The 21,268-nt window shown below is 71.9% G+C and carries 16 protein-coding genes; 3 read left to right on the forward strand and 13 right to left on the reverse strand.

What is annotated here, in order from left to right:
- Position 1: 1 nt before the first annotated feature.
- From QIY60_RS09385 to QIY60_RS09400, 4 genes are all read right to left on the reverse strand, one after another.
- A complete protein-coding gene (locus QIY60_RS09385) occupies positions 2-2,275 on the reverse strand; it encodes a hypothetical protein (RefSeq protein ID WP_283142006.1) in 2,274 nt (757 codons plus the stop codon).
- A gap of 10 nt (positions 2,276-2,285) precedes the next feature.
- Positions 2,286-2,744: a hypothetical protein gene (locus QIY60_RS09390; protein WP_283142007.1), complete on the reverse strand. Its 459-nt coding sequence runs from the start codon at positions 2,742-2,744 to the stop codon at positions 2,286-2,288.
- A gap of 132 nt (positions 2,745-2,876) precedes the next feature.
- The gene (locus QIY60_RS09395; protein WP_283142008.1) at positions 2,877-3,578 is read right to left on the reverse strand and encodes a response regulator transcription factor; all 702 of its coding nucleotides are present in this window, start codon (positions 3,576-3,578) and stop codon (positions 2,877-2,879) included.
- Positions 3,575-4,855: an ATP-binding protein gene (locus tag QIY60_RS09400; RefSeq protein ID WP_283142009.1), complete on the reverse strand. Its 1,281-nt coding sequence runs from the start codon at positions 4,853-4,855 to the stop codon at positions 3,575-3,577. The genes QIY60_RS09395 and QIY60_RS09400 overlap by 4 nt, the downstream gene beginning before the upstream one ends.
- Before the next feature lie 197 nt (positions 4,856-5,052).
- On the opposite strand from QIY60_RS09400, the gene QIY60_RS09405 reads away from it, so the two are divergent.
- Positions 5,053-6,396: a PspC domain-containing protein gene (locus tag QIY60_RS09405; protein WP_283142010.1), complete on the forward strand. Its 1,344-nt coding sequence runs from the start codon at positions 5,053-5,055 to the stop codon at positions 6,394-6,396.
- Positions 6,383-6,649 carry a hypothetical protein gene (locus tag QIY60_RS09410; protein WP_283142011.1) on the forward strand — a complete coding sequence of 89 codons (267 nt, stop codon included), beginning with the start codon at positions 6,383-6,385 and terminating at the stop codon, positions 6,647-6,649. The genes QIY60_RS09405 and QIY60_RS09410 overlap by 14 nt, the downstream gene beginning before the upstream one ends.
- On the opposite strand, the gene QIY60_RS09415 is transcribed toward QIY60_RS09410, so the two are convergent.
- The 4 genes from QIY60_RS09415 to guaA all read right to left on the reverse strand — a co-directional run bounded on the left by QIY60_RS09415 (position 6,553) and on the right by guaA (position 11,161).
- Positions 6,553-7,083 carry a DoxX family protein gene (locus QIY60_RS09415; protein ID WP_283142012.1) on the reverse strand — a complete coding sequence of 177 codons (531 nt, stop codon included), beginning with the start codon at positions 7,081-7,083 and terminating at the stop codon, positions 6,553-6,555. The genes QIY60_RS09410 and QIY60_RS09415 overlap by 97 nt on opposite strands.
- Positions 7,084-7,227: 144 nt before the next feature.
- A complete protein-coding gene (locus QIY60_RS09420) occupies positions 7,228-8,475 on the reverse strand; it encodes a hypothetical protein (RefSeq protein WP_283142013.1) in 1,248 nt (415 codons plus the stop codon).
- 120 nt (positions 8,476-8,595) lie between these two features.
- Complete coding sequence (locus QIY60_RS09425; RefSeq protein ID WP_283142014.1) at positions 8,596-9,399, reverse strand: class II aldolase/adducin family protein; 804 nt, start codon at positions 9,397-9,399, stop codon at positions 8,596-8,598.
- A 172-nt stretch (positions 9,400-9,571) separates the two neighbouring features.
- Entirely contained in the window at positions 9,572-11,161 is a 1,590-nt protein-coding gene (gene guaA, locus QIY60_RS09430) for a glutamine-hydrolyzing GMP synthase (RefSeq protein ID WP_283142015.1), read from the reverse strand.
- Positions 11,162-11,414: 253 nt separating this feature from the next.
- Between guaA and QIY60_RS09435 the strand changes: the two genes are divergently transcribed.
- Positions 11,415-11,756, forward strand: a complete 342-nt coding sequence (locus QIY60_RS09435; protein ID WP_283145875.1) for a chorismate mutase — start codon at positions 11,415-11,417, stop codon at positions 11,754-11,756.
- Between the two features lie 833 nt (positions 11,757-12,589).
- Here QIY60_RS09435 and QIY60_RS09440 read toward each other — a convergent pair.
- The 5 genes from QIY60_RS09440 to QIY60_RS09460 form a co-directional block, all read right to left on the reverse strand.
- Positions 12,590-14,413: a GMC family oxidoreductase gene (locus QIY60_RS09440; RefSeq protein WP_283142016.1), complete on the reverse strand. Its 1,824-nt coding sequence runs from the start codon at positions 14,411-14,413 to the stop codon at positions 12,590-12,592.
- 56 nt (positions 14,414-14,469) lie between these two features.
- Positions 14,470-16,086 (reverse strand): succinic semialdehyde dehydrogenase, encoded by a 1,617-nt coding sequence (locus tag QIY60_RS09445; RefSeq protein WP_283142017.1) that lies wholly within the window; start codon positions 16,084-16,086, stop codon positions 14,470-14,472.
- A gap of 129 nt (positions 16,087-16,215) precedes the next feature.
- Positions 16,216-17,877, reverse strand: coding sequence for a serine/threonine-protein kinase (locus QIY60_RS09450; protein ID WP_283142018.1), 1,662 nt, complete (start codon positions 17,875-17,877; stop codon positions 16,216-16,218).
- Positions 17,878-17,970: 93 nt separating this feature from the next.
- The gene (locus QIY60_RS09455) at positions 17,971-19,461 is read right to left on the reverse strand and encodes a serine/threonine-protein kinase (RefSeq protein WP_283145876.1); all 1,491 of its coding nucleotides are present in this window, start codon (positions 19,459-19,461) and stop codon (positions 17,971-17,973) included.
- A 251-nt stretch (positions 19,462-19,712) separates the two neighbouring features.
- Complete coding sequence (locus QIY60_RS09460) at positions 19,713-21,254, reverse strand: serine/threonine-protein kinase (RefSeq protein ID WP_283145877.1); 1,542 nt, start codon at positions 21,252-21,254, stop codon at positions 19,713-19,715.
- Positions 21,255-21,268: the final 14 nt, after the last annotated feature.

The raw sequence follows: 21,268 nt of genomic DNA on the forward strand, positions 1-21,268 counted from the left end.
GCTACTCCCAACCGAGGTACGCGGCGGCGTCACCCCGGGACGATGTGTACGACTGCTTGGCCTCGCGCCTCATCGACTGCCACGCGTCCCAGTTCGGGTTGCCCTTGCTGTTCGTCTCGTCGTTGATGTCCACGCCGTGGGCGGTGGCCCACTGGTCGATGTAGTTGTACGTGCCGGTGACGCCCGACGAGTACTGATGGGAGTTCATCTCCTGCGCCTTGGACTGTGCGGTCGCGATGACGTCCTTCGACCACTCGTAGGTGCCCGCGTCGATCAGGCGCTGCGCCGTGTCGCCCAGCACCGGCAGGCCGGTCACCGGGGCGCCCGCGAAATGGTAGGCGTACTTCGCCATGTCGTTGGCGGCCTGGATCTTGCCACTGCGCTCGTCGAAGATCACATCGGATCCGATGGAGTTCATCGCGCCCATGACCGAGCCCATCTCGCTCGCCGGGTTCTTCCAGCGCTCGTAACCCTCACCGCCGGCATGCGGGGCGTTGGACAACTGGTCGATCGCGTACTGCTGTTGGGTGTCGTACAGCAGCGAGAAGGTCTGCGAGTCCGACGAGGCACCACGCATCACACGCATCAGGGTGCCCTTGCTGACCGTGATCCCCGCGTCGTCGCCCTGGCTCCAGATGTGGTCCAGGCCGTCCGGGCTCCCGTACTTCGAACCGCTCTCGGCCAGGATGTGGTGGGTGTCCTGGACGTAGTCCGCCAGGGCGTGGCCGATGTTCTTCTGCATGTCGGGGTCCAGCTTCTCGCCACTGAGACCCGCGTCGAGCGTCGTCAGCATGTTCTGCATGACCCGCGCCTGCGCCGGGGTGTGCGGGCCGGGCTCACCGCCCCGCTCGCCCTCATGCAGCGGCGGATGCCCCGTTGTGGCTGCCTCCAGCGCCGCGCCCAGCCCGGCTCGGCTCGTCGGGTTGTCGTAGGTCGCCACGCCGACGCCCCCGGAGTACGAGTGGTTCGGCCACTGGCGGGTCCCGTCCCCGTGGCCCGCCAGGTACTTGAGGTGGTCGTTGCCGACGTGGTCGGTGCCCGCGCCGTTGCCTGACGGGTCGAAGAACGCCGTGGCGGCGTCGGGGTTCTTGCCCATCACGCCGAGCAGCGTGTCGATCGGGTCCGGCTCGATGCCCTTGTAGTCGGCGCCCCACACCTTGAAGAGGTTGTGGTCCTTCTTCTCGGCGTCGATCATCTTGTCGCCGAGCGCGTACAGGAACTGGTCGTCGTACGTGGCGTCCGCATGCCCCATGAGGCTGGCCAGCACGTGATAGCCGCTGAGCGGCCGCAGGTTGTCCCCGTAGTTGTGGGCCCCCGCCTTCTCCACCCCCTCCATCCACCCCTTGTAGAACTTCCCGTCGGGGCTGTTCAGCCACTCGTTGTACTTGGCCGAGCCCGGCGGCATGTCCGTGACCTTGCCCGGGACCGTCGTCGCGGTGGCCAGGGACGTGGCGAAGCCGCGTTCCAGGGCCGCGTAGTCGTCCTTGTGGGACTTGTCGGAGAGGGACCAGTCGTTCACGTGCTGGGTGAACTTGATCGCGCCGTCCGGGCCCAGGCCCTGCAGCAGGGTCTGGGTGAAGACCTTGTCGTGGGAGTTGTCCCGGAAGAGCGACTCGGCCTCGGCCAGCTCCTCGGGGGACAGCTTCTTGCCGTCGTTGACCTTGTCGGCCAGCTGGATCATGGCCTGGGCCTCGTAGTGCTCCACGTCGCCGCTGGCCTTGGCGTTGAAGCCGTTCCTCGTGTCGTCGAACAGGTCACTGTCGGCGCCGACCGCCTCCAGGGCGATCTTCACGCCCTGGTCGGCGTCGTTCATGGCGGACACGGCCTGGGCGATGTGCTGCGACCACGAGCTCTCGGTGGTGCGCAGGTCCGGGTCGTGGCGGACCGTGTTGGCCTCCGCCGCGCTGACCTTGCTGTAGTCGAAGGTCGCGGCGCCCGTCTCGGAGACCTTCATCCCGGCCTTGACGGCGTCGTCCCGCGCGGACTCCACCCGCTTCTTCAGGTCCACGAACTGGGCGTGGGCGTCGCGCAGCAGCGAGGCGACGGCCTTGGCCTCGGTCTGCGCGGCGACGTACTGCGTGTGCGTCGCCGCGAAGTTCGGCCGGGAGTAGAGCGAGGCCTGGCCGGTCCAGGTGCCGTCCAGGCTCACGTTCTGGACCTGGGTCCTGTAGCGCTCCTCCAGCTTCTTGAGCTCGCCGGCCATGTCGTCCCACTTGGTGGCGGCCGTGGTGAGCTGCGAGAGGTCCGTCTTCATGATCAGTTCGTAGGTCAGCATTACGGGGCTCCTACGCGTGCGGCGGCGGCGAGAACTGGCTGAGCGAGGACGGTCTGAGGAGCGGCCCGAAGTCGTTGCCGACTCCTATGTCGTTCTTCTGGAAGAAGCCCGTCGTGCCGCGCAGCGCGGACTTCTCCCCGGCCAGCCGGCCGAGCAACGCGGTGACCGACTTGCCCCAGGTCTCCTGGGCCTTCGTCAGCCCGGCCCCGGTCGCCCACCCGGCGAACGCCTTGGCCGCCGTCCCGTTGGCCTCGTCCGCCCAGGCACCGGCCTTCTTCGTGTTCGGCTCGAAGTCGGTCTCGATGTCGTTGGCGGCGGTGTTCTTCCGCGAGGCGCTGGAGTTCAGGTCCTTGTCACCGCCCGGCCCCGACGGCGGGAACGGCCCGTCGTACGCCCCGTCGAGCCGCATGCCCACCGGCTGCCGCGCCGCTGCCGCCTTGCTCGACGCCCACTCTTCGTCAAAGCCCATGGACGACCCCTCCCCCGTGTCCGACGATCATCCCGCATCGTAACTACCGTGCAAGGAGCGCACGTTGAGTTTTGACGCCGTCCTGACAATCCCGGTTCCGCCCCGCCCCCCTTGAGTACCCCAGGGCTCCCCTCAGACCAGCCGTCGAGCCGTGGCCCAGCGCGTCAGCTCATGGCGGTTGGACAGCTGGAGCTTGCGCAGCACCGCCGAGACGTGCGACTCGACCGTCTTCACCGAGATGAACAGCTGCTTGGCGATCTCCTTGTACGCATAGCCGCGCGCGATCAAGCGCAGCACCTCCCGCTCGCGCTGGGTGAGGCGGTCCAGGTCCTCGTCGACCGGCGGCGCGTCCGTCGACGCGAAGGCGTCCAGGACGAAGCCGGCGAGCCGCGGCGAGAACACCGCGTCCCCCTCCTGGACCCGGAAGATCGAGTCGACCAGGTCCGTACCCGTGATCGTCTTGGTGACGTAGCCGCGCGCACCGCCCCGGATCACCCCGATCACGTCCTCCGCCGCGTCCGAGACGGACAGCGCGAGGAAGCGCACCGGATTCTCCGCGTCCGCCATCAACGGGGCCGAACGGCGCAGCACTTCCACGCCGCCGCCGCCCGGAAGGTGGACGTCCAGGAGGACGACCTCCGGCCGGGTCGCCGTGATGACGGTGATCGCCTGGTCCACGTCGGCCGCCTCCCCGACGACCTCCACGCCCGTCTCCTCGGTACGGCCGATCTCCGCCTGGACTCCCGTGCGGAACATGCGGTGGTCGTCGACCAGGACGACCCGCACCCGCCGCTCGGCTCCGCCCTGGGCTCCCTGGGTCTGCTCCGTCGTCATCCGTCCGCCCTCTCCATCTCCAGCTCGACCTCGGTGCCCCCGCCGGGCACCGAACGCAGCCGCGCCGTTCCGCCGTTGCGCTGCATCCGGCCGATGATCGATTCTCGTACGCCCATGCGGTCGTCCGGCACCGCGTCCAGATCGAAGCCGGGGCCCCGGTCCCGTACGGACACGAAGACCGTACGGCCCTCGACCTCCGCGAAGACCTGGACGGCGCCGCCCTCGCCACCGTACTTGGCGGCGTTCACCATCGCCTCGCGTGCGGCCTGCATCTGTGCGGACAGCCGCTCGTCGAGCGGGCAGTCGCCGACGACCACGACCTCCAGCGGCACTCCGTGCTTGTCCTCGACCTCGGCCGCGGCCTTCCGCACCGCCTCGGCCAGGGTCTCCGGCTCCTCCGACTCGTCCTTGCCGGTGCCCTCCGGCTTGTAGAGCCAGGCCCGCAACTCGCGCTCCTGGGCACGGGCGAGGCGGCGCACCTCCCCCACGTTCTCCGCGTTGCGCTGGATCAGCGTGAGGGTGTGGAGCACCGAGTCGTGCACATGGGCGGCGACTTCGGCGCGCTCCTGGGCGCGGATGCGCATCAGGCGCTCCTCGGAGAGGTCCTGGGTCATGCGGACGAGATAGGGGCCCGCCAGCAGGGCTATGCCCGCGATGACCGCGAGCGCGGCCGTCAGGACGTTGCCGAGCTGGGCGGCCGAGCCGCGCACCACCACGAACCCGGTGAAGCCCGCGCCGACCAGCGCCACCCCGGCCAGCCCCCGGGCCACCGGCAGCAGCCGGCTGCGCCGGGCGCCCTCGGTCCAGCGGGCCCGCCGGGCGTTGTCCGCCTGGCGCCACACCAGGATCACACCGGCGCCGACCAGCAGCGTCGGCCAGATGTACGGACTGGCCCAGCCGCCCACGTTCACATTGCCCGCGAAGATCGCCGCGCCGACGCAGAGCGCGATCAGGGCGACGACCTGGCCCTTGTCGGGTTTGCGCAGCCGTCTGCGGCCGTCGGGGCTGACCTCGAACGCCGAGCGCGGCTCGGCGGCCGTACCGCCCAGGCCCAGCGGCACCACGAACCAGAACACCGCGTACAGCAGCGCCCCCAGGCCGTCGATCATGAACAGGCCGAGGAAGACGATCCGCACCCAGACGACCGGCAGCCCGAGGTGTCCGGCGAGGCCGCGCGCCACGCCACCGAGCATCCGCCCCTCGGCCGAGCGGTAGAGCTTGCGCACGGGGGGTTCGTCGGCCTCGGGAGGCGCGGTTCGGGAAGCGGCGACTGGCATGCACCGATCGTCACACGTCCGTGCGGGTGCGGGCATCAGGGCAATCCCCCAGGACGCCCCTGATCCGCGATCCCCGCACGGGGGAGCCGGGATCCCCCGCCCGGGGGAGGCCCCACCTCCGCATCAGGGGCAATCTCAGGGAGAGGCCAGGGTCGGGGCGGGTGCCGGACCCGCGCACCGCCCGTCACCATGGAGTCATGACTCAGCCGACCGAGACCCCCGTCGCGCCGCCGGACCCGGATCCGGACCCGGCGCCCGCCGCGCTGCCGCTGCGCCGCAGCGGTCGCAACAAGGTGATCGGCGGCGTCTGCGGCGGGCTCGGGCGGTACTGCGACATCGACCCGGTGATCTTCCGGATCGCGTTCGGCGTGCTCACCGTCATCAGCGGCCTCGGCCTGGTCTTCTACGGGTTCGCCTGGCTGCTGCTCCCGCTGGACGACGAGGACGAGAACGAGGCCCGGCGGCTGCTGTCCGGGCGGGTGGAGGGCCCGGCGCTTGTCGCCGTGCTGATGGCGCTGGCGGGCTGCGGGATCTTCCTGTCCATGCTGAGCAACGGCTCGGTGATGAGCTTCGCGTCGCTGCTGACGCTGACCGTCGCGGGCATCGGCGTCTGGTCCCAGCGCCGCTCGGTCACCCACCCGGACGCCCCGCCGGACACGGCGGTCGCCCAGACCTCGGCCGGGGCCCCGGCCTTCGGCCCCGGGGCGGCCCCGCCCGAGACCAAGGCGCCGCCCACGCCCGTCTCGCCCTCCTGGTGGCGCGACCCGATCGTCAAGGACGGCACCACGGGCCCGGTCGGCACCGGCTATCTGTGGGGCGCCGAGGGCGCCGACGCGGTGCCCTCGTTCGGGGCCGGGGCGCGCGCCGGGAAGGACCGCGACAAGAAAGCGGCCGACCGGGCCACCCGGGGCCCGCGTTCCATCGGCGGGTTCGTCTTCCTGCTCGCACTGCTCGCGGGCGGCGTCGGCACAGCGGGCGCCTGGGGGCACCAGCCGCTGGGCACCGCGCTCCAGATCGGCCTCACCGCGGCCCTCGTGGTGTTCGGCCTCGGCCTGGTGATCAGCGCGTTCGTGGGGCGCACCGGGTTCGGCACGCTGTTCATGGCGGTGCTCACGGCCGCCCTGCTCGCCGGGGCCTCGGCGATGCCCAAGACCATCACGACCCAGTGGACCAGGACCGACTGGACCCCGGCCGCCGCGGCGGACGTACGGCCGTCGTACGCCCTGGGGTCGGGCGAGGGCACCCTCGATCTGAGCAAGGTCGTGGTGCCCGTGGGGCAGAGCGTGAAGACGCGCGCGGAGGTCGGCGCCGGGCGGCTCAGGGTCGTCGTGCCGATAGGCGCGACCGTGAAGGCGCACATCGTGGTGGGCGTCGGTGACGTCCAACTGCCCACCGAGAAGCCGGAGGACGTCGACATCCAGCCCAACCAGAAGAAGACCGTGACCCTGCCGCCGCCCGCCGGGGCGAAACCGGCCGGGACCCTGGAGCTCGATCTGCACGTCTCCATCGGCCAGGCGGAGGTGGACCGTGCCGCGTCATGAGTTCCGCCCCGGCCGGCTGATCACCGGAACGGTGATGCTGGCGACCGCCGTCCTGTTCGCGGGCGACGCGGCCGACGAGTGGCAGACGCCCTGGTACGCGGTGATCCCGCTGGTCTGCGGCGGCCTCGGCCTCGCCGGGCTCGCCAGCTGGGTCGCCTACGGGGTGCGCAAGCGGCGCCGCGACGCCAGCCAGGCGTCGGCGGACAGCAGCGGCGTCCCGGCGAGCACCAGCGGCAGCCACGCCATCAAGTAGGCCAGGTCGTTGCCGTAGTAGTACGGCGTGGTCGCCCAGCTCACGGTCAGCCACAGGCTCAGCGAGATCAGCGCGCCGCCGGTCGCCGCGAGCCGTCCGAACAGGCCGACCAGGATGCCGAGTCCGACGGCGATCTCGCCGAGGGCGATGGCGTACCCGAAGCCGACCGGGCTCTTGAGGGCGAGGTCGACGAGGGCGGGGATCGCCGAGCTGTCGCGCACCGAGTGCATCAGCTCCCCGAGCGAGCCGGGGCCGCTCGCCTTGAGGGTGGTGGTGCCGCCGGTGAGCTTGTCGAACCCGGCGTAGACGAAGGTGACGCCGAGGAAGACGCGCAGCGGCAGCAGCGCGTACCTGCCGGCCGTCTCCTTCAGGCCCCGCAGGCCCCCGCCGGTGGCGGCCCCGCCGCGCGTCCGGGTGAGATTTCCGTGTGCCATCGCCGTTCCCGCCTTCCGTAACCCCTGTCACCTGACCATACGTACGGAAGCGGCGGGCGGCTCAACCGGTTCACCCATCAACTGGTTTCCCTGGGTGGCGGCGCCGGTTCGATCGGTGACGTCGGTTCGGTGGGGAACGCCGGTTCAGTCGCCGGTGACGTCGATCGCGACCCGGTTCGTCTCGACGCCCGCGGCCGTGACCACCCGTACCTCCACCCGGCCCGGCTCGACGTCCACCGGGACCGGCACGGTCAGCACGGTGTCGCTGGGGTTGGCGAAGCCGCCGGTGACCGGGATCAGCGGCACATGGACATGGACCGCGCCGATCCGCACGACCATCCGGGCGAGCCGGTCGGGGGTGCCCGCTCCGGGCGGCACGAATCCGGCGCCGCGGATCTCGATGTCGTCACCGGTACGGATCGGCGCGTCCAGATCGCCCGCCTCGCGCGCCCGGACCACCGAGAGCACGACGGGACGACCGCCTTCGGCGTACTTCCCGGCGAAGTACGTCAGCGCGGACACGGCCACCAGGAAGGCCAGCGCCCACGGCAGATCGGGCAGCCGGTCGGGCCGCCGGGCCAGGCGCACGGCGGCGAACAGCACGGCGACCGTGGAGACCAGGACGTACTGGACGTCCGCGAAGCTGCCGCGCCCGGCGTCGTCCGTGAGCAGGTCGGCGGCGCGCGGCCGCTCCGCGCGCACCTTCTGCAGCCGCTGCCCCGCGATGCGTACGGCAACGACCCGGCGGACCACCACGGTCACCGCGCTGACCAGCGCGACCACCGCCAGCAGGCCCGCGCCACGGGAGAGTCCGAGGCCCTCGATCAGCGCGTCGCGCTCCTTCGCCCCGGACGCCCCGGCCAGCCGCACGGCGAGCAGGAGCACCGCGAAGGCCACAAGCAGCACCCAGGCGGCGGCCACCGCGCGCGAGGTGGAGAGCCGGTTGTCCTCGCCGACGACCGGCGCGAGCAGTCCGCCGCGCGCCCGGTGCAGCCACGCCGCCACGGTCAGCGCGACCGCCACGACCAACGCGGCGAGCAGCCCGGCGGTCCTGGCGTGGGTCCAGCCGGCGCCGATCGCGGTGAAGGCCTCGGCGAGCGCCAGCACCGCGAGGCTCCCCCACACGGCCACGAGGGTGGCCCGCCAGACCGCGCCCGGCCAGGCGTGCCCCGCCTCCCGGCCGCGTTCGGCGAGCGCCCGGGCGGACTGGGTGAGCTCGTCCGACACCCACTGGCGGGACGCCCCGGCGGAGTGCGCGACGGCGGCGGGCAGCCCTTCTCCGGCGGCCAGCCCGTCGCGCTTGGCCAGGAACTCCGCCACCGCGCGCCGGTGGCCGTCCCGCGCCCCGGGACCGCAGTCACCACCGCATTGCCGAGCCTCCTGCACCGCCACGGAAATCTCGCCCTTCCCTCAAGTCACGTCGACTGTCAGGGAATTGTGCCGTACGAAAACCGCCCCCCGGTCGGCAGGGGCACGCGGCGCGAGTGATTGACGCACCATCAAATTGACGTACTACGACAGCAGTTCGGGCTCCGACTCACTGATCTGGCGCCACAGCGGCTGGTAGTTGATCCACGCGACCAGGTCGCTGCCCAGCTGGTCGCGGGTGGCGACCGCGTCCCGGCGCTCGATCAGCACCGGCTTCCCGGCCGCCCGCGCGGCCAGCTGCACCTCGCTGCACCGCTCCATCGAAAGGAACCACCAGGCCGCCGCGTCCACCGAGTCCCCCACGGTCAGCAGCCCGTGGTTGCGCAGGATCACCGCCTTGTACGGGCCGAGCGCGGCCGCGATCCGGCGCCCCTCCTCGGCGTCGACGACCACTCCCGTATAGGCGTCGAACAGCGCGTGGTCCTCGAAGAAGGCGCACGCCTCCTGGGTGTACGGCTCGATCAGATCACCGAGCGCCGCCAGCGCCCGCCCGTGCACCGAGTGGGTGTGCGCCACCGCGACCACCTCGGGGCGGGCCCGGTGCACCTGGGCGTGGACCGCGAAGGCCGCCTGGTTGACGTGGTAGCGGCCCTCGACGACCTGGCCGTCCCCGTTGACCATGACCAGCTCGCCCGCGGTGACCCGCGCGAACGGCACGCCGAAGGGGTTCACCCAATAGCAGTCCTCGAACTCCGGGTCGCGCGCGCTGATGTGCCCGGAGACCCCCTCCTCGCAGCCGAACCGCGCGAACAGCCGCAGCGCCCCGGCCAGCCGCTCCTTGCGGTGCTGCCGCTCCTCGGCCAGGGTGGGGTGGCCTTGCGGCAGGGCGAAGTGGAGCCGGTCGACGGGTATCGGCGCGGGGGCGGGCAGCTGCGGGAACTCGGTCATGGCCGGAAGTTACCGTGCGGCTTGAAAAGTGAACAGGGTCGCGCAATCGGGTGGTGCTGTCGTTCTTCGACTGCGGGCCGTCGTGGGCTGGTCGCGCAGTTCCCCGCGCCCCTTAGATGCGGCGGCGCCGCCCCGGATTCCCGGGGCGGCGCCGATCAGTCGCTGGGGAGTCCTACTCCCACTCGATCGTGCCCGGCGGCTTGCTCGTCACGTCGAGGACGACTCGGTTGACGTCGGGGACCTCGTTGGTGATGCGCGTCGAGATCTTCGCCAGCACGTCGTACGGCATGCGCGTCCAGTCCGCCGTCATGGCGTCCTCGGAGGAGACCGGGCGCAGCACGATCGGGTGGCCGTAGGTGCGGCCGTCGCCCTGGACGCCGACGCTGCGGACGTCCGCGAGCAGCACGACCGGGCACTGCCAGATCTCGCGGTCCAGACCGGCCGCCGTCAGCTCCTCGCGGGCGATGGCGTCGGCCTCGCGGAGCAGGTCGAGGCGGTCCTTGGTGACCTCGCCGACGATCCGGATGCCCAGGCCGGGGCCGGGGAACGGCTGGCGCTGGACGATCTCCTCCGGCAGGCCGAGCTCCTGGCCGACCATCCGGACCTCGTCCTTGAACAGCTTGCGCAGCGGCTCGACGAGCTCGAACTCGATGTCGTCGGGCAGGCCGCCCACGTTGTGGTGCGACTTGATGTTCGCGGTGCCGGTGCCGCCGCCGGACTCCACGACGTCCGGGTACAGCGTGCCCTGGACGAGGAAGGCGACCTCGGGGCCGTCCTCCTGGAGGATCTCCAGCTGCGCCTGCTCGAAGACGCGGATGAACTCGCGGCCGATGATCTTCCGCTTGGTCTCCGGGTCGGAGACCCCGGCCAGCGCGGTGAGGAATCGCTCCTGCGCGTCGACGACCTTCAGCTGGACGCCGGTGGCGGCCACGAAGTCCTTCTCGACCTGCTCGGTCTCGCCCTTGCGCATCAGGCCGTGGTCGACGTACACGCAGGTCAGCTGGGAACCGATGGCCTTCTGGACGAGGGCCGCGGCGACCGCGGAGTCCACGCCGCCGGACAGGCCGCAGATGGCGCGCTTGGTGCCGACCTGCTCGCGGATGAGGGCGATCTGCTCCTCGACGACGTTGTGCGTCGTCCAGCTCGGCTCGATGCCCGCGCCCCGGTAGAGGAAGTGCTCCAGGATCTGCTGGCCGTGCGTGGAGTGCAGCACCTCGGGGTGGTACTGCACGCCGTACAGCTTCTTCTCGTCGTTCTCGAAGGCGGCGACCGGTACGACGTCCGTGGACGCGGTGACCGTGAAGCCCTCGGGCGCGGCCGAGCAGGCGTCGCCGTGCGACATCCACACCGACTGCTCGGCGGGCGTGCCCTCGAAGAGCGTGGAGCCGACCTTGCTGACGTGCAGCGGGGTACGCCCGTACTCGCGCGCGCCGTTGTCGTCGACCGTGCCGCCGAGCGTCGTCGCCATCAGCTGGAAGCCGTAGCACATGCCGAAGACCGGGACCCCGGCCTCGAAGATCTCGCGCTCCAGGACGGGGGCGCCCTCCGCGTACACGGACGACGGGCCTCCCGACAGGATGATCGCCTTCGGGTTCTTGGCCAGCATCTCGGCCACGGGCATCGTGCTCGGCACGATCTCGCTGTAGACCCGGGCCTCACGGACGCGGCGGGCGATGAGCTGGGCGTACTGGGCGCCGAAGTCGACAACGAGGACTACGTCCGGGTTGGATGCGGGCGCGGCAGCTGGGGACGCTGATGACACTGGCGGCCTTCCGGCGAAGGGAGGGGGTCGGTATTTGTCGATTCTACCGGGGCGCGGGCCGGAAGCTTTCGTCTCACCATCCGAACCGGGATTGGCCCCGCCGGACGGCGCCGGTCCATACTGTCGCCATGCGCAAGCACCAGACCTTCGTCTTTACCTATGGCACCGGCCCGTCCGGCTGCCATGGTCGTGCTGCTTGAGCAACTGACAAGCGACTTCCCAGGCGCCCCGGGCCGACAAGGCCCGGGGCGCTCTGTCATTTCCGGGCCTTGCCGCTCCGGGGCGCCGAACCCCCAAGGAGCCCCACATGTCCGTGACCCGGACCGAGAAGACCGGCGCCCGCACCGACGAGGCCGCCACCCTGATCACCGGCGCCCGGGAGCGCATCGACGCGCTCGACGACCGCATCATCGGTCTGATCCAGGAACGGATGGCCGTCTCGGCCGTCATCCAGGAGTCCCGGATCGCCTCCGGCGGGCGGCGGGTGAACCTGAACCGCGAGATGGAGGTCCTCGCTCACTACCGCGACGCGCTGGGCAAGCCCGGCACCGCGCTCGCCATGACGATGCTGGAGCTGTGCCGGGGCCGGATCTGAGGTCGGCACGTATCCGAGTTCAGTACGTATCCGATTCGGTACAGCCTCACCCGTCCGGCGCCGTGACCGGCCGGTGCCCCACTTCGTTGGTCAGGGTGTCCGTGCCAGCCAGGGGCGGGCCCGAAAAAACCACGCGTGGCTCCGCTGGGGCGTGTGACGTGCTGACGGCACGTCGTGGGACCTCGCCCCAGCGCGCGTGACCGGTCGGCAGGGGACAGCAGCCCGGTCACCCTTAAAAGCGGTCGGCTCCGGGGACGCCCGGGGCCGGCCGCATCCGGTCCAAACGGTTGCGCGGTCCGCAGCCCATCCCTCACGATGCAGAGACAAGTCCCCCCATCACTGCGCAGAGCGACTGCCAGTGGTCGATACCACCCGCGCGCCCCCCGCGCGCCGGGTCGGCCACCCGGCGCTCAGCCACAGCGGCGCTACCCCCCGGCGCCGCCCCCCGCAGCACCGACGCTGCCCTGACGTCGGTGCTGACGGCCAAGGGCCCCGCGGGCCATCCCCAGGACGGATGGCCCGATGCGGGGCCCTTCGCGCATTCCGGACGCGGCCGCTGCCGACCGGTTGCCCTGTCCTCCGCTTTTGGCGTGATTCGAACGGCCCCGCGCCACCGGTGTGACAGGGAGCACATAAAAATCCTGTGAGTCCTGGGACAACCATTGACAGGATTGGCAGGTCATTCATGCGGAACCAACGGCCCCGCCTGCTTGGCGAGCGGCCCACGGACGAGCGGGGAGCGCTGCACTCGGAGGGGGGTGCAGCGCTCCTCGTCTCTCCGTTTGGCCGAAGTCGGACTACTCGGCAGTTGGCCTACTCGGTGTTCTGTCGACCTACTCGGCGTTCTTGGGCGGCACCGCCGGCATCCCCAGGAACGGCAGCCGCAGCGCGCCGAACGCGTCCGCCGGGACCGCCGGAGCCTTCGGCGCCACGGCCTCGACCCGTACGTACGGCTCGCCCTGGGCCGGGCGCGGGTCGGCCTCGCCCTTGTTCGGCCACAGCGACATCGCCCGCTCGGCCTGCGCCGTGATCGTCAGCGACGGGTTGACGCCCAGGTTCGCCGAGACGGCCGAGCCGTCGACCACCGAGATCCCCGGGTGCCCGTAGAGGCGGTGGTACGGGTCGATCACGCCCTCCCGCGCCGACGCCCCGATCGGGCAGCCGCCCAGGAAGTGCGCGGTCAGCGGGGTGCCCATCAGCTCGCCGACGTTCGAACCGGCGAAGCCGTTGATCTCGGCGGCGATCGCGGTCGCCGCCTCGGAGGCCGCCCGGATCTGCTTCGGGTTGGGCGCGCCGTGGCCCTGGCGGGCCGTGAGCAGGCCCTTGCCAACGCCGTCCGGCTTCAGATACGTGGTCAGTGAGTTGTCGAGCGACTGCATCACCAGGCCGATGATGGTCCGCTCCGACCAGCGGTGGTTGCTGAGCGAACGGGCCAGCAGCGTCGGGTGCTTGACCGCGTTCGCCAGCCAGCCAAGGGCCAGCGAGGATCCCTCCGCGTACGGCACCTGGAGGATCGACATACCGCCCATCGCGTTCGAGCCCCGGCCGTAGCGGACCGGCTCGATGTGGGTGTTCTCGTCGGGGTGGACCGAGGACGTGATGGCGACGCCGCGGGTGAAGTCGGCCTTGGCCGCGCCGTGCGCCTTGCGGTAGCGGCGGTTGTTGGTCTGCGCCCCCACCAGCGCCTCGGAGTTGGTGCGGGTCAGCTCGCCGAGCCGCTTGGAGAGGTACGGCAGCCGACCGCTCGAACGCATGCGGTGCAGCAGGGTCTGGGTGCCGTAGGTCCCGGCCGCGATGACCACGCGCCGCGCCTTGAAGAGGCGGCCGGCGTCCTTCTTGCGGTTGTCGGTGGGCAGCGTGGCGACCGCGTACCCGCCCTGCGAGTCGTCGGTGACCGAGACGACCGTCGTCATCGGGTGCACCACCGCGCCCGCCTTCTCGGCGAGGTGCAGGTAGTTCTCGTTGAGGGTGTTCTTCGCGCCGTGGCGGCAGCCCGTCATGCACTCGCCGCACTCGGTGCACGCCTTGCGGGCCGGGCCCGCCCCGCCGAAGTACGGGTCGGCGACCGTCTCCCCCGGCTTCGCCTTCACCGTCCCGTCCGCGTCCTCCCCGTCGCCGAAGAACACGCCCACCGGCGCCATGTGGAAGGTGTCGCCCACGCCCATCCGCTGCGCGGCCGCCTTCAGATGCACGTCGGAAGGGGTCATGGTCGGGTTGAGCCGGACCCCGAGCATCCGCTTGGCCTGCTCGTAGTACGGGGTCAGCTCCTCCTGCCAGTCGGTGATGTCCTTCCACTGCGGGTCGTCGAAGAACTGCTTCGGCGGTACGTAGAGGGTGTTGGCGTAGTTCAGCGACCCGCCGCCGACGCCCGCGCCCGCGAGCACCATCACGTTGCCGAGCAGATGGATGCGCTGGATCCCGTACATCCCCAGCTTGGGCGCCCAGAGGTAGTTCTTGATGTCCCAGGAGTTCTTGGGCAGCGTGGCGGGCGTGAAGCGGCGGCCCGCCTCCAGGACCCCCACCCGGTAGCCCTTCTCGGTCAGGCGCAGGGCCGTCACCGAGCCGCCGAATCCGGAGCCGACGACCAGCACGTCGTAGTCGTAGGCCTCGTCGTCTTCCTGGAGTCCCTGGTTCCGGGCGCGCGTCTCCTGGGGCATCGGCTCTCCTCGTACGAAACAGAAAGGGCGGGGCGGAACGGGGAACGGACGGGGGGTCAGCGCAGGCGCAGGGCCTTCATCGCCTTGAGGCTGCGGCTCATGAACGCGGCGTACTTCTCGTCGTCCATCCCGAAGGACGGCGCGAGCGGCAGGATCCGCTGCTGGGCGACGGTCTGGGCCTCGGTGTACTTGAGGATGCCCTCGGAGCCGTGGCGGCGGCCGAGGCCGGAGTCCTTCATGCCGCCCATCGGGGACTGGACGCTGCCGTACGCCGGGGCGTACCCCTCGTTGATGTTGACCGTGCCGGTGCGCAGCCGGGCGGCGACCTCGTGGCCGCGCTTCGAGTTTGTCGTCCAGACCGAGGAGTTGAGACCGTACGGGGTCGCGTTGGCGGCCTCGATCACCTCGTCCTCGTCGGTGAACCGGTAGAGGGAGACGACCGGGCCGAAGGTCTCCTCGGTGCAGACGGCCATCGGGGCCTCCACGCCGTCCAGGATCGTCGGCTCGTAGAAGAGCGGGCCGATGTCGGGGCGGGCGACGCCGCCCGCGACCAGGCGGGCGCCCTTGGCGACGGCCTCCTCGACGTGCCGGGTGACGGTCTCCAGCTGGCTCTCGCCGACCAGCGAGCCCATGTCGGCGCCGTACGCGAGGGAGTTGCCGAGCCGCATCGCCTTGGTGCGGGCGGCGAACCGCTCGACGAAGGCGTCCGCGATCGACTCGTGGACGTACAGCCGCTCGATCGAGATGCAGAGCTGGCCCGCCGAGGAGAAGCAGGCGCGGACGGCGCCCGCCGCCGCCTTCTCTACGTCGGCGTCGCGCAGCACCAGCATCGCGTTCTTGCCGCCCAACTCAAGGGAGACGCCGACCAGTCGGGCCGCCGCGCCCTGGGCGACCTCGCGGCCGGTGCGGGTGGAGCCGGTGAAGGAGACGTAGTCGGCGTGCTTGACGACCTCGGGGCCGACGACCGGGCCCTCGCCGAGCACCACCTGGAACACCTCGGCGGGAAGGCCCGCCTCGATGAGCAGGTCACGGGCCCACAGCGCGGTGAGCGCGGTCTCGGTGTCGGGCTTCATCACCACGGCGTTGCCGGAGACGAACGCGGGCAGCGCGTCGCCGACGGACAGCTCGAACGGATAGTTCCAGGGCGCGATCTGCCCCACCACCCCGCGCGGCTGGCGCAGTTCGGTGACCTTGGTGAGGGTCGGCACCACACCGGTGTGCCGCTTGGGCCGCAGATACGCGGGCGCCTTGCGGCCGTAGTGGCGCGCGGCCACGGCGACGGCCTGGACCTCCTCGTGCGCGTGGAGGCGGGCCTTGCCGGTCTCCAGCTGGATGAGGTCGAGGACCTCGGCCTGGCGGGCGAGGACCAGGTCGTGGAAGCGCAGCAGCACGGCGGCGCGCTGCCGGACCGGGGTCGCGGCCCAGGCGGGCTGGGCGGCGCGGGCGCGCGCGAAGGCCCCGGCGACGTCGTCGAGCGTGGACTCGGGCAGGTCCGCCAGCTTCTCGCCGGTGAACGGCGTGTGGTTGGCCGTACGGCCGGAGCCGGCCACTCCCCGGGTGAGCTTGGCGACCACCTCCGGGGTGACCACATCGGCGGCGGTGCGGGCACCCGCCGGGGCGGCGGCGACCGGGTTCGTACGGGTGCTGGAGGGCGTGGCCTGCGAGTCCGTCATGGGGCGAGCGTATGCCGGGCACGGCGGTTTGGGTACCCGCCGGTAACACTTTTCGGAACCCTCACCACCGCGCCAGCGACCACTGGCGACATAAGCGCTGATCAGCGCGTTGTGCCTGCAATGGGCCTCTTACAGGCCACGGATCTTGAGCCCGTCACGCACCTGTGCGAACAGCTTTTCGCCGTCCTTCGCGGCCTGCCCCTCGGCGGGCATCCGCACCCGCATCCGCCAGTAGACCGAACCCTTCCCGGGGACGAGCAGCTCGTAGTACTTGAAGCGGTACGGGTCGGTCTCGCTCGTCGACGTGCTGTACGGGACGAAGTCGGTGACGACCTCGGCGGCGTCCTTGCCCTGGAACTTGGTCCTCTTGGAGGTCACCCGGGCGTTCCTCATCTCCGTCTTCTGGTCACCGCCCTCGTTGTAGTGCGCCTCCCAGGCGCCGGCCGAGGCCCCGACCGCGTCCTTCTCGGTGGCGGTGTCGGTGCGCCAGAAGTCGATCTCGAAGATCCCGCTGGGGTCGTAGTACCAGAGTGCGGCGATCTTGTCGGACTGCACCCGCCTGTATTCGCCCGGCACCGCCACGTCCGCGTTGAGCACCTCGTTCTCCGGCCGCACCTGCCAGCCCGACGGCAACCCCTCGCTGCTGAACGGCTGGACGAGGGCCAGTACCAGGGCCGCCGCCACCGCGAGCGCCCCGCCGCCGAGGCCGTACCGGGCGCGCCGGCTGCGGGCCAGGACCGGCGGGACCCAGGCGCGCAGCCCCTCGGCCGCGCCCGCGCCCGCGTCGGCGAGCAGCCGGGTCGCGGCGAGCGAGGCGGGCGCCGGGTGGGCGGCCGACTCCAGGGTCTGGCGGATCTCGGCCGGTCCCGGCCGCGCCGCCGGGTCCTTGCGCAGCAGCTGCATCACCAGCGTGCCGAAGGCGCCCGAGCCCCTCGCCGGCATCTGCGGCTCGGCGGAGAGGACCGCCTGGAGGGTGGCGGGGGTGTTGCTGCGCCGGTACGGGGACACGCCCTCGACCGCCGCGTACAGCACCACGCCGAGCGACCAGAGGTCCGACTCCGGGCCCGGCCGCTGGCCGAGCACCCGCTCCGGGGCTATGTATTCGGGCGAGCCGACGAACGCGCCGGTCTCGGTGAGACCCTGCTCGCCCTCGACCTGGGCGATGCCGAAGTCGGTGAGCACGACCCTCTCGCCGCGCCCCAGCAGGACGTTGGCGGGCTTCACATCGCGGTGCAGGACGCCCGCCTCGTGCGCGGCGGAGAGCGCGCCGAGCACCGCGAGCCCGATCCGGGCGGCCTCGCGGACGTCGAGGGTGCCCTCCTGGAGCCGGTCGGCGAGCGAGTGGCCGCGCACCAGCTCCATGACGATCCACGGCTTGTCGTCCTCGACGACCACGTCGTGCATGGTGACCACGGAGGGGTGGTCGATCCGGGCGGCGGCCCGCGCCTCGCGCTGCATCCGCAGATGGACCGTGGCCCGCTCGCGCTCGCCCAAGTGGTCGGGAACGCGGGGCTCCTTGACGGCCACGTCGCGGTCCACCACCTCGTCGTGGGCCCGCCAGACCGTGCCCATCCCGCCGTGGCCGAGGCGGTCGACGAGCCGGTAGCGGCCGCCGAGCACCCGGCCCGCGCCGGACTCGGCCTTCGCGTCCCCGCCGCTGACCTCCTGCGTCGGCTCGTACTGCTGCCGTACGGCCGACTGCCCGGGCACCGGCGGCTGCTGCGGTACGGGCTGCGGCGGCCGGAGGCCGTAACTGGTGGGCTCGTCCGCCCGTCCCCCATCGTTCGTCATGCACACATCCTGTCGAACGGCTCGTGCAGACACCAACCGGGGCGCATCAGGGGATGCAGAGCCGTGACACGGCCACGGCGGAAAGCGGACTGATCAGGCCGACGGTGTGAAGGAGTCGAGCGCGGTGTCGAAGTGCCGCTTGGCCTCGTCGAGCCGCCCGACCGGCGCCGAGACCCACACGTCGTACATCTTCCCGTTCTCGTCCCAGCACTCGTCGTAGGTGTGCCGGGGGCCCTCGGCCGTGCTGAAGCCGTTCCAGCTGAACTCCCACAGCGCCGCGTCATGGCCCTGGTGGGTGGTGGCGACGACCTTGCCGCCCCGGTAACCGGGGTTGGTGTCGGGCCCGTTGGCGTGGGCGTTGCGCATCACGCCCAGCGGGCCGCCGGAGACGGAGTTCTGCAGCCGGATGCCGAGGCGGAAGGCCCCGTCCGGCGACACGTAGAAGACGCGTCTGTCGTCGGTGGTACGGACGAAGCCCGCCGGGACCGTGAGGCTGAAGCCGTCGGGGTCGCGGACGTGGCGGTACCCGGCGGGCGCCGTGCCCACCGGGGTGGGCTCGTCGGAGCGGGTGACCGTCACGGTGGGGCCGGGCGGCCCGGGCTTCACCGAGGCGGATGCGGACACCGACGCGGTGACCGTCGCCGTCGTCCCGCCGCCGCCCGCCGCGGTCTGCACCCGGCCGCCCTCGTCGTCGCCGCTCAGCAGCACCGCGGCGGTCGCGCCCGCGCCGCCGAGGAGGACGACCAGGGCCGCCGCGATCAGCGCGGTCCGGGTCCGGGACCCGCCCGCCGGCTTCGCCACGGCGACCCGCTCGGTCGGTGTGTAGTGCCTGGGCGCGACGGGGGTGGAGCCGGTCGCCACGTACGCGCGCAGCAACTCCCGCGCCTCGTCGGCGGCGAGCCTGCGCCCGGGGTCGCGCTCCAGGAGGCCGCGCACGACGGGCAGCAGCGGGGCGGCGGCCTCGGGCGGGCGGATCTCGTCGGTGACCACGGCGTGCAGCACACCGCCCAACGAGTCGCGGTGGAAGGGGGATTCGCCGCTCAGGGCGGCGCACAGCAGCGCGCCGAGCGACCACAGATCCGACTCGGGCCCGGCGGCGGCGCCCTGCATGCGCTCCGGCGAGGTGTACTCGGGCGAGCCGACGAACGCCCCGTCCTCGCTGATCGTGGTGGACCCCGGCAGCTGCGCGATGCCGAAGTCGGTGAGCACGACCCGGCCGGTGCCCTCCTCCAGGAGGACGTTGGCGGGCTTGAGGTCGCGGTGGAGCACGCCCTGGCGGTGCGCGGTGCTCAGCGCGCCCAGCAGCGCGATGCCGATCCGGGCCGCCTCGGGGGCGCCGACCGGGCCGCTGCCGCGCAGCCGGTCGGCGAGCGAACCGCCCTCGACCAGCTCCATCACGATGTACGAGCGCCCGTCCTGCTCGACGACGTCGTGGACGACGATGACGTGCGGGTGCTTGAACTGCGCCACGGCACGGGCCTCGCGCAGCGCGGCGGTGGCGGGGGCGCCGCCGTCGGGGTGCAGTTCCTTGACGGCGACCTGGCGGCCCAGGAGCTGGTCGGTGGCGCGCCAGACGGTGCCCATGCCGCCACGGCCGAGCCGGGCCGTCGGCCGGTAACGCCCGGCAATGAGACGGTCCTCGGCCGCGCCACCACGCGGATCACTGGTTGGTGCGGGCACCGCTTCCCCTAGCTGCTCGGTCCTGTGGCCATCATGCCGCACGGGGCCGTGCCGGAGCGGGGCGCGAGGTCACGAGACGGGATCGACCGGGCGGGCGTGGGAAGCGGGGGCGGGCGCGGAGACAGGGCGGGCGCGCGACGCGGCCCGCACGCTGGTCAGTTCGACGGCGGCGGCCGCCAGCCGCGCAGCACCGTGTCGAACTGCTCTCGGGTGGTCGCCCAGTCGGACTCCGGCCCGGACATGTAGATCGCGTACTCGACGGTGCCGTTGTCGGCGAAGTACATCTGGTCGATCGCGTGCCGCTTGCCCGGGAAGCGCGTCTTCTCCACGAAGGTGAACTCCCAGAGCGCGGAGTTCACCTGGTCCCGGAAGGTGTTGGGCTTCAGCATCACCCGCTGGTACGTGGGCACCCGCTTCTTGAGCGTCTTCTCCAGGTCCAGCTGGTGCGTGTACGGGTTCTCGAAGTCGGGCTTGCCGATGCTGATGCGTATGTAGTGGCGGCCGTTGTCCGGCGTGTAGTCGGTCTCCTTCCCGAACATCTGGCGCCGCCAGCCCTCGGGTACGAAGAGGCTGAACCCGGCCGGGTCCTTCACCCGCTTCCAGCCGTCGGGCACGGACGCGTCACCCTTGGCCGTCTTGCCGGGCTTGGCACTCGGCGACTGGGTCGTGGTGGTGGTTCCCGAGTCGCCGCCGCTGTCGCGGTACTTCAGGGCGGCGAGACCGGCGGCGCCGCCGAGGACGGCTGCCAGCGCGACCACCAGGGCGACGGTCCGCCCGCGCCTTCTTCGGGCGGGGCGCACGGGCGCGGGGGCGGGCGCGACCGCTTCGGGGGCGGGGGCGCGGACCGTCCCGGAGGCGCCCGCCGGGGCGGTGGCGGCACGCAGTTCGGACTCGGAGACCTGACGGGTCGGCACGTACTCGTGCGCCGCCTTCGGCTCGCGTCCCTCCATCGCCTCCAGGAACATCCGCTCGGCCTCTTCGGCCGAGGGGCGGTCCTCGGGCTCCTTGCGCAGCAGGGCCGTGATCACCGGCGCCAGCGCGCCCGCGTACGTGGCGGGCGGCGGCTCCTCGTTCACCACCGCCTGCATGGTGGAGATGGGCGAGGAGCGGCGGAAGGGCGACTCGCCCTGGACGGCCGTGTAGAGCGTGGCGCCGAGGGACCACAGGTCGGAGGCGGGACCGGGCTGTCCTCCTCGTACCCGCTCGGGCGCCAGATAGTCGATGGAGCCGACGAGTTCACCGGTCCGGGTGATCGTGGCGTCGCCCTCGATGGCGGCGATCCCGAAGTCCGTGAGCAGCACGCGCGCGTCGCGGGCGAGCAGCACATTGCCGGGCTTGACGTCGCGGTGCAGCACGCCCGCGGCGTGCGCGGCGCGCAGGGCGCCCAGGACGTGCAGTCCGATGCGGGCGGCCTCGCGGGCCTCGATCCGCCCGGTCTCGGAGGCCTTCACGGCGTCGGCGAGCGAGGGCCCGTCGACGTACTGCATCACGATCCAGGGGCGGTTGTCGTGGTCGAGCACGTCGTGGACGGTGACCACGCCGGGGTGGGTGATACGGGCGGCGGCCCGCGCCTCTTTCTGCGTACGCGCGTGCAACACCACGCGGTCGGCCTCCGCCACGTACAGCGCGGCGGTCAGCTCCTTGACGGCCACCGTGCGGTGCAGGACCTCGTCGTGGGCGCGCCAGACCTTGCCCATGCCGCCGCGGCCGA

This window comes from Streptomyces sp. BPTC-684, assembly GCF_030028635.1.
Classification (GTDB): domain Bacteria; phylum Actinomycetota; class Actinomycetes; order Streptomycetales; family Streptomycetaceae; genus Streptomyces; species Streptomyces noboritoensis.

What these genes read in the sequence shown, in the direction of transcription:
- QIY60_RS09415 (WP_283142012.1), bottom strand. Translation starts at nt 7,083, where the DNA reads ATGGCACACGGAAATCTCACCCGGACGCGCGGCGGGGCCGCCACCGGC.
- QIY60_RS09455 (WP_283145876.1), bottom strand. Translation starts at nt 19,461, where the DNA reads ATGGGCACCGTCTGGCGCGCCACCGACCAGCTCCTGGGCCGCCAGGTC.
- QIY60_RS09385 (WP_283142006.1), bottom strand. Translation starts at nt 2,275, where the DNA reads ATGCTGACCTACGAACTGATCATGAAGACGGACCTCTCGCAGCTCACC.
- QIY60_RS09395 (WP_283142008.1), bottom strand. Translation starts at nt 3,578, where the DNA reads ATGACGACGGAGCAGACCCAGGGAGCCCAGGGCGGAGCCGAGCGGCGG.
- QIY60_RS09450 (WP_283142018.1), bottom strand. Translation starts at nt 17,877, where the DNA reads ATGACGAACGATGGGGGACGGGCGGACGAGCCCACCAGTTACGGCCTC.
- QIY60_RS09400 (WP_283142009.1), bottom strand. Translation starts at nt 4,855, where the DNA reads ATGCCAGTCGCCGCTTCCCGAACCGCGCCTCCCGAGGCCGACGAACCC.
- QIY60_RS09460 (WP_283145877.1), bottom strand. Translation starts at nt 21,254, where the DNA reads ATGGGCAAGGTCTGGCGCGCCCACGACGAGGTCCTGCACCGCACGGTG.
- QIY60_RS09425 (WP_283142014.1), bottom strand. Translation starts at nt 9,399, where the DNA reads ATGACCGAGTTCCCGCAGCTGCCCGCCCCCGCGCCGATACCCGTCGAC.
- QIY60_RS09405 (WP_283142010.1), top strand. Translation starts at nt 5,053, where the DNA reads ATGACTCAGCCGACCGAGACCCCCGTCGCGCCGCCGGACCCGGATCCG.
- QIY60_RS09440 (WP_283142016.1), bottom strand. Translation starts at nt 14,413, where the DNA reads ATGCCCCAGGAGACGCGCGCCCGGAACCAGGGACTCCAGGAAGACGAC.
- QIY60_RS09445 (WP_283142017.1), bottom strand. Translation starts at nt 16,086, where the DNA reads ATGACGGACTCGCAGGCCACGCCCTCCAGCACCCGTACGAACCCGGTC.
- QIY60_RS09390 (WP_283142007.1), bottom strand. Translation starts at nt 2,744, where the DNA reads ATGGGCTTTGACGAAGAGTGGGCGTCGAGCAAGGCGGCAGCGGCGCGG.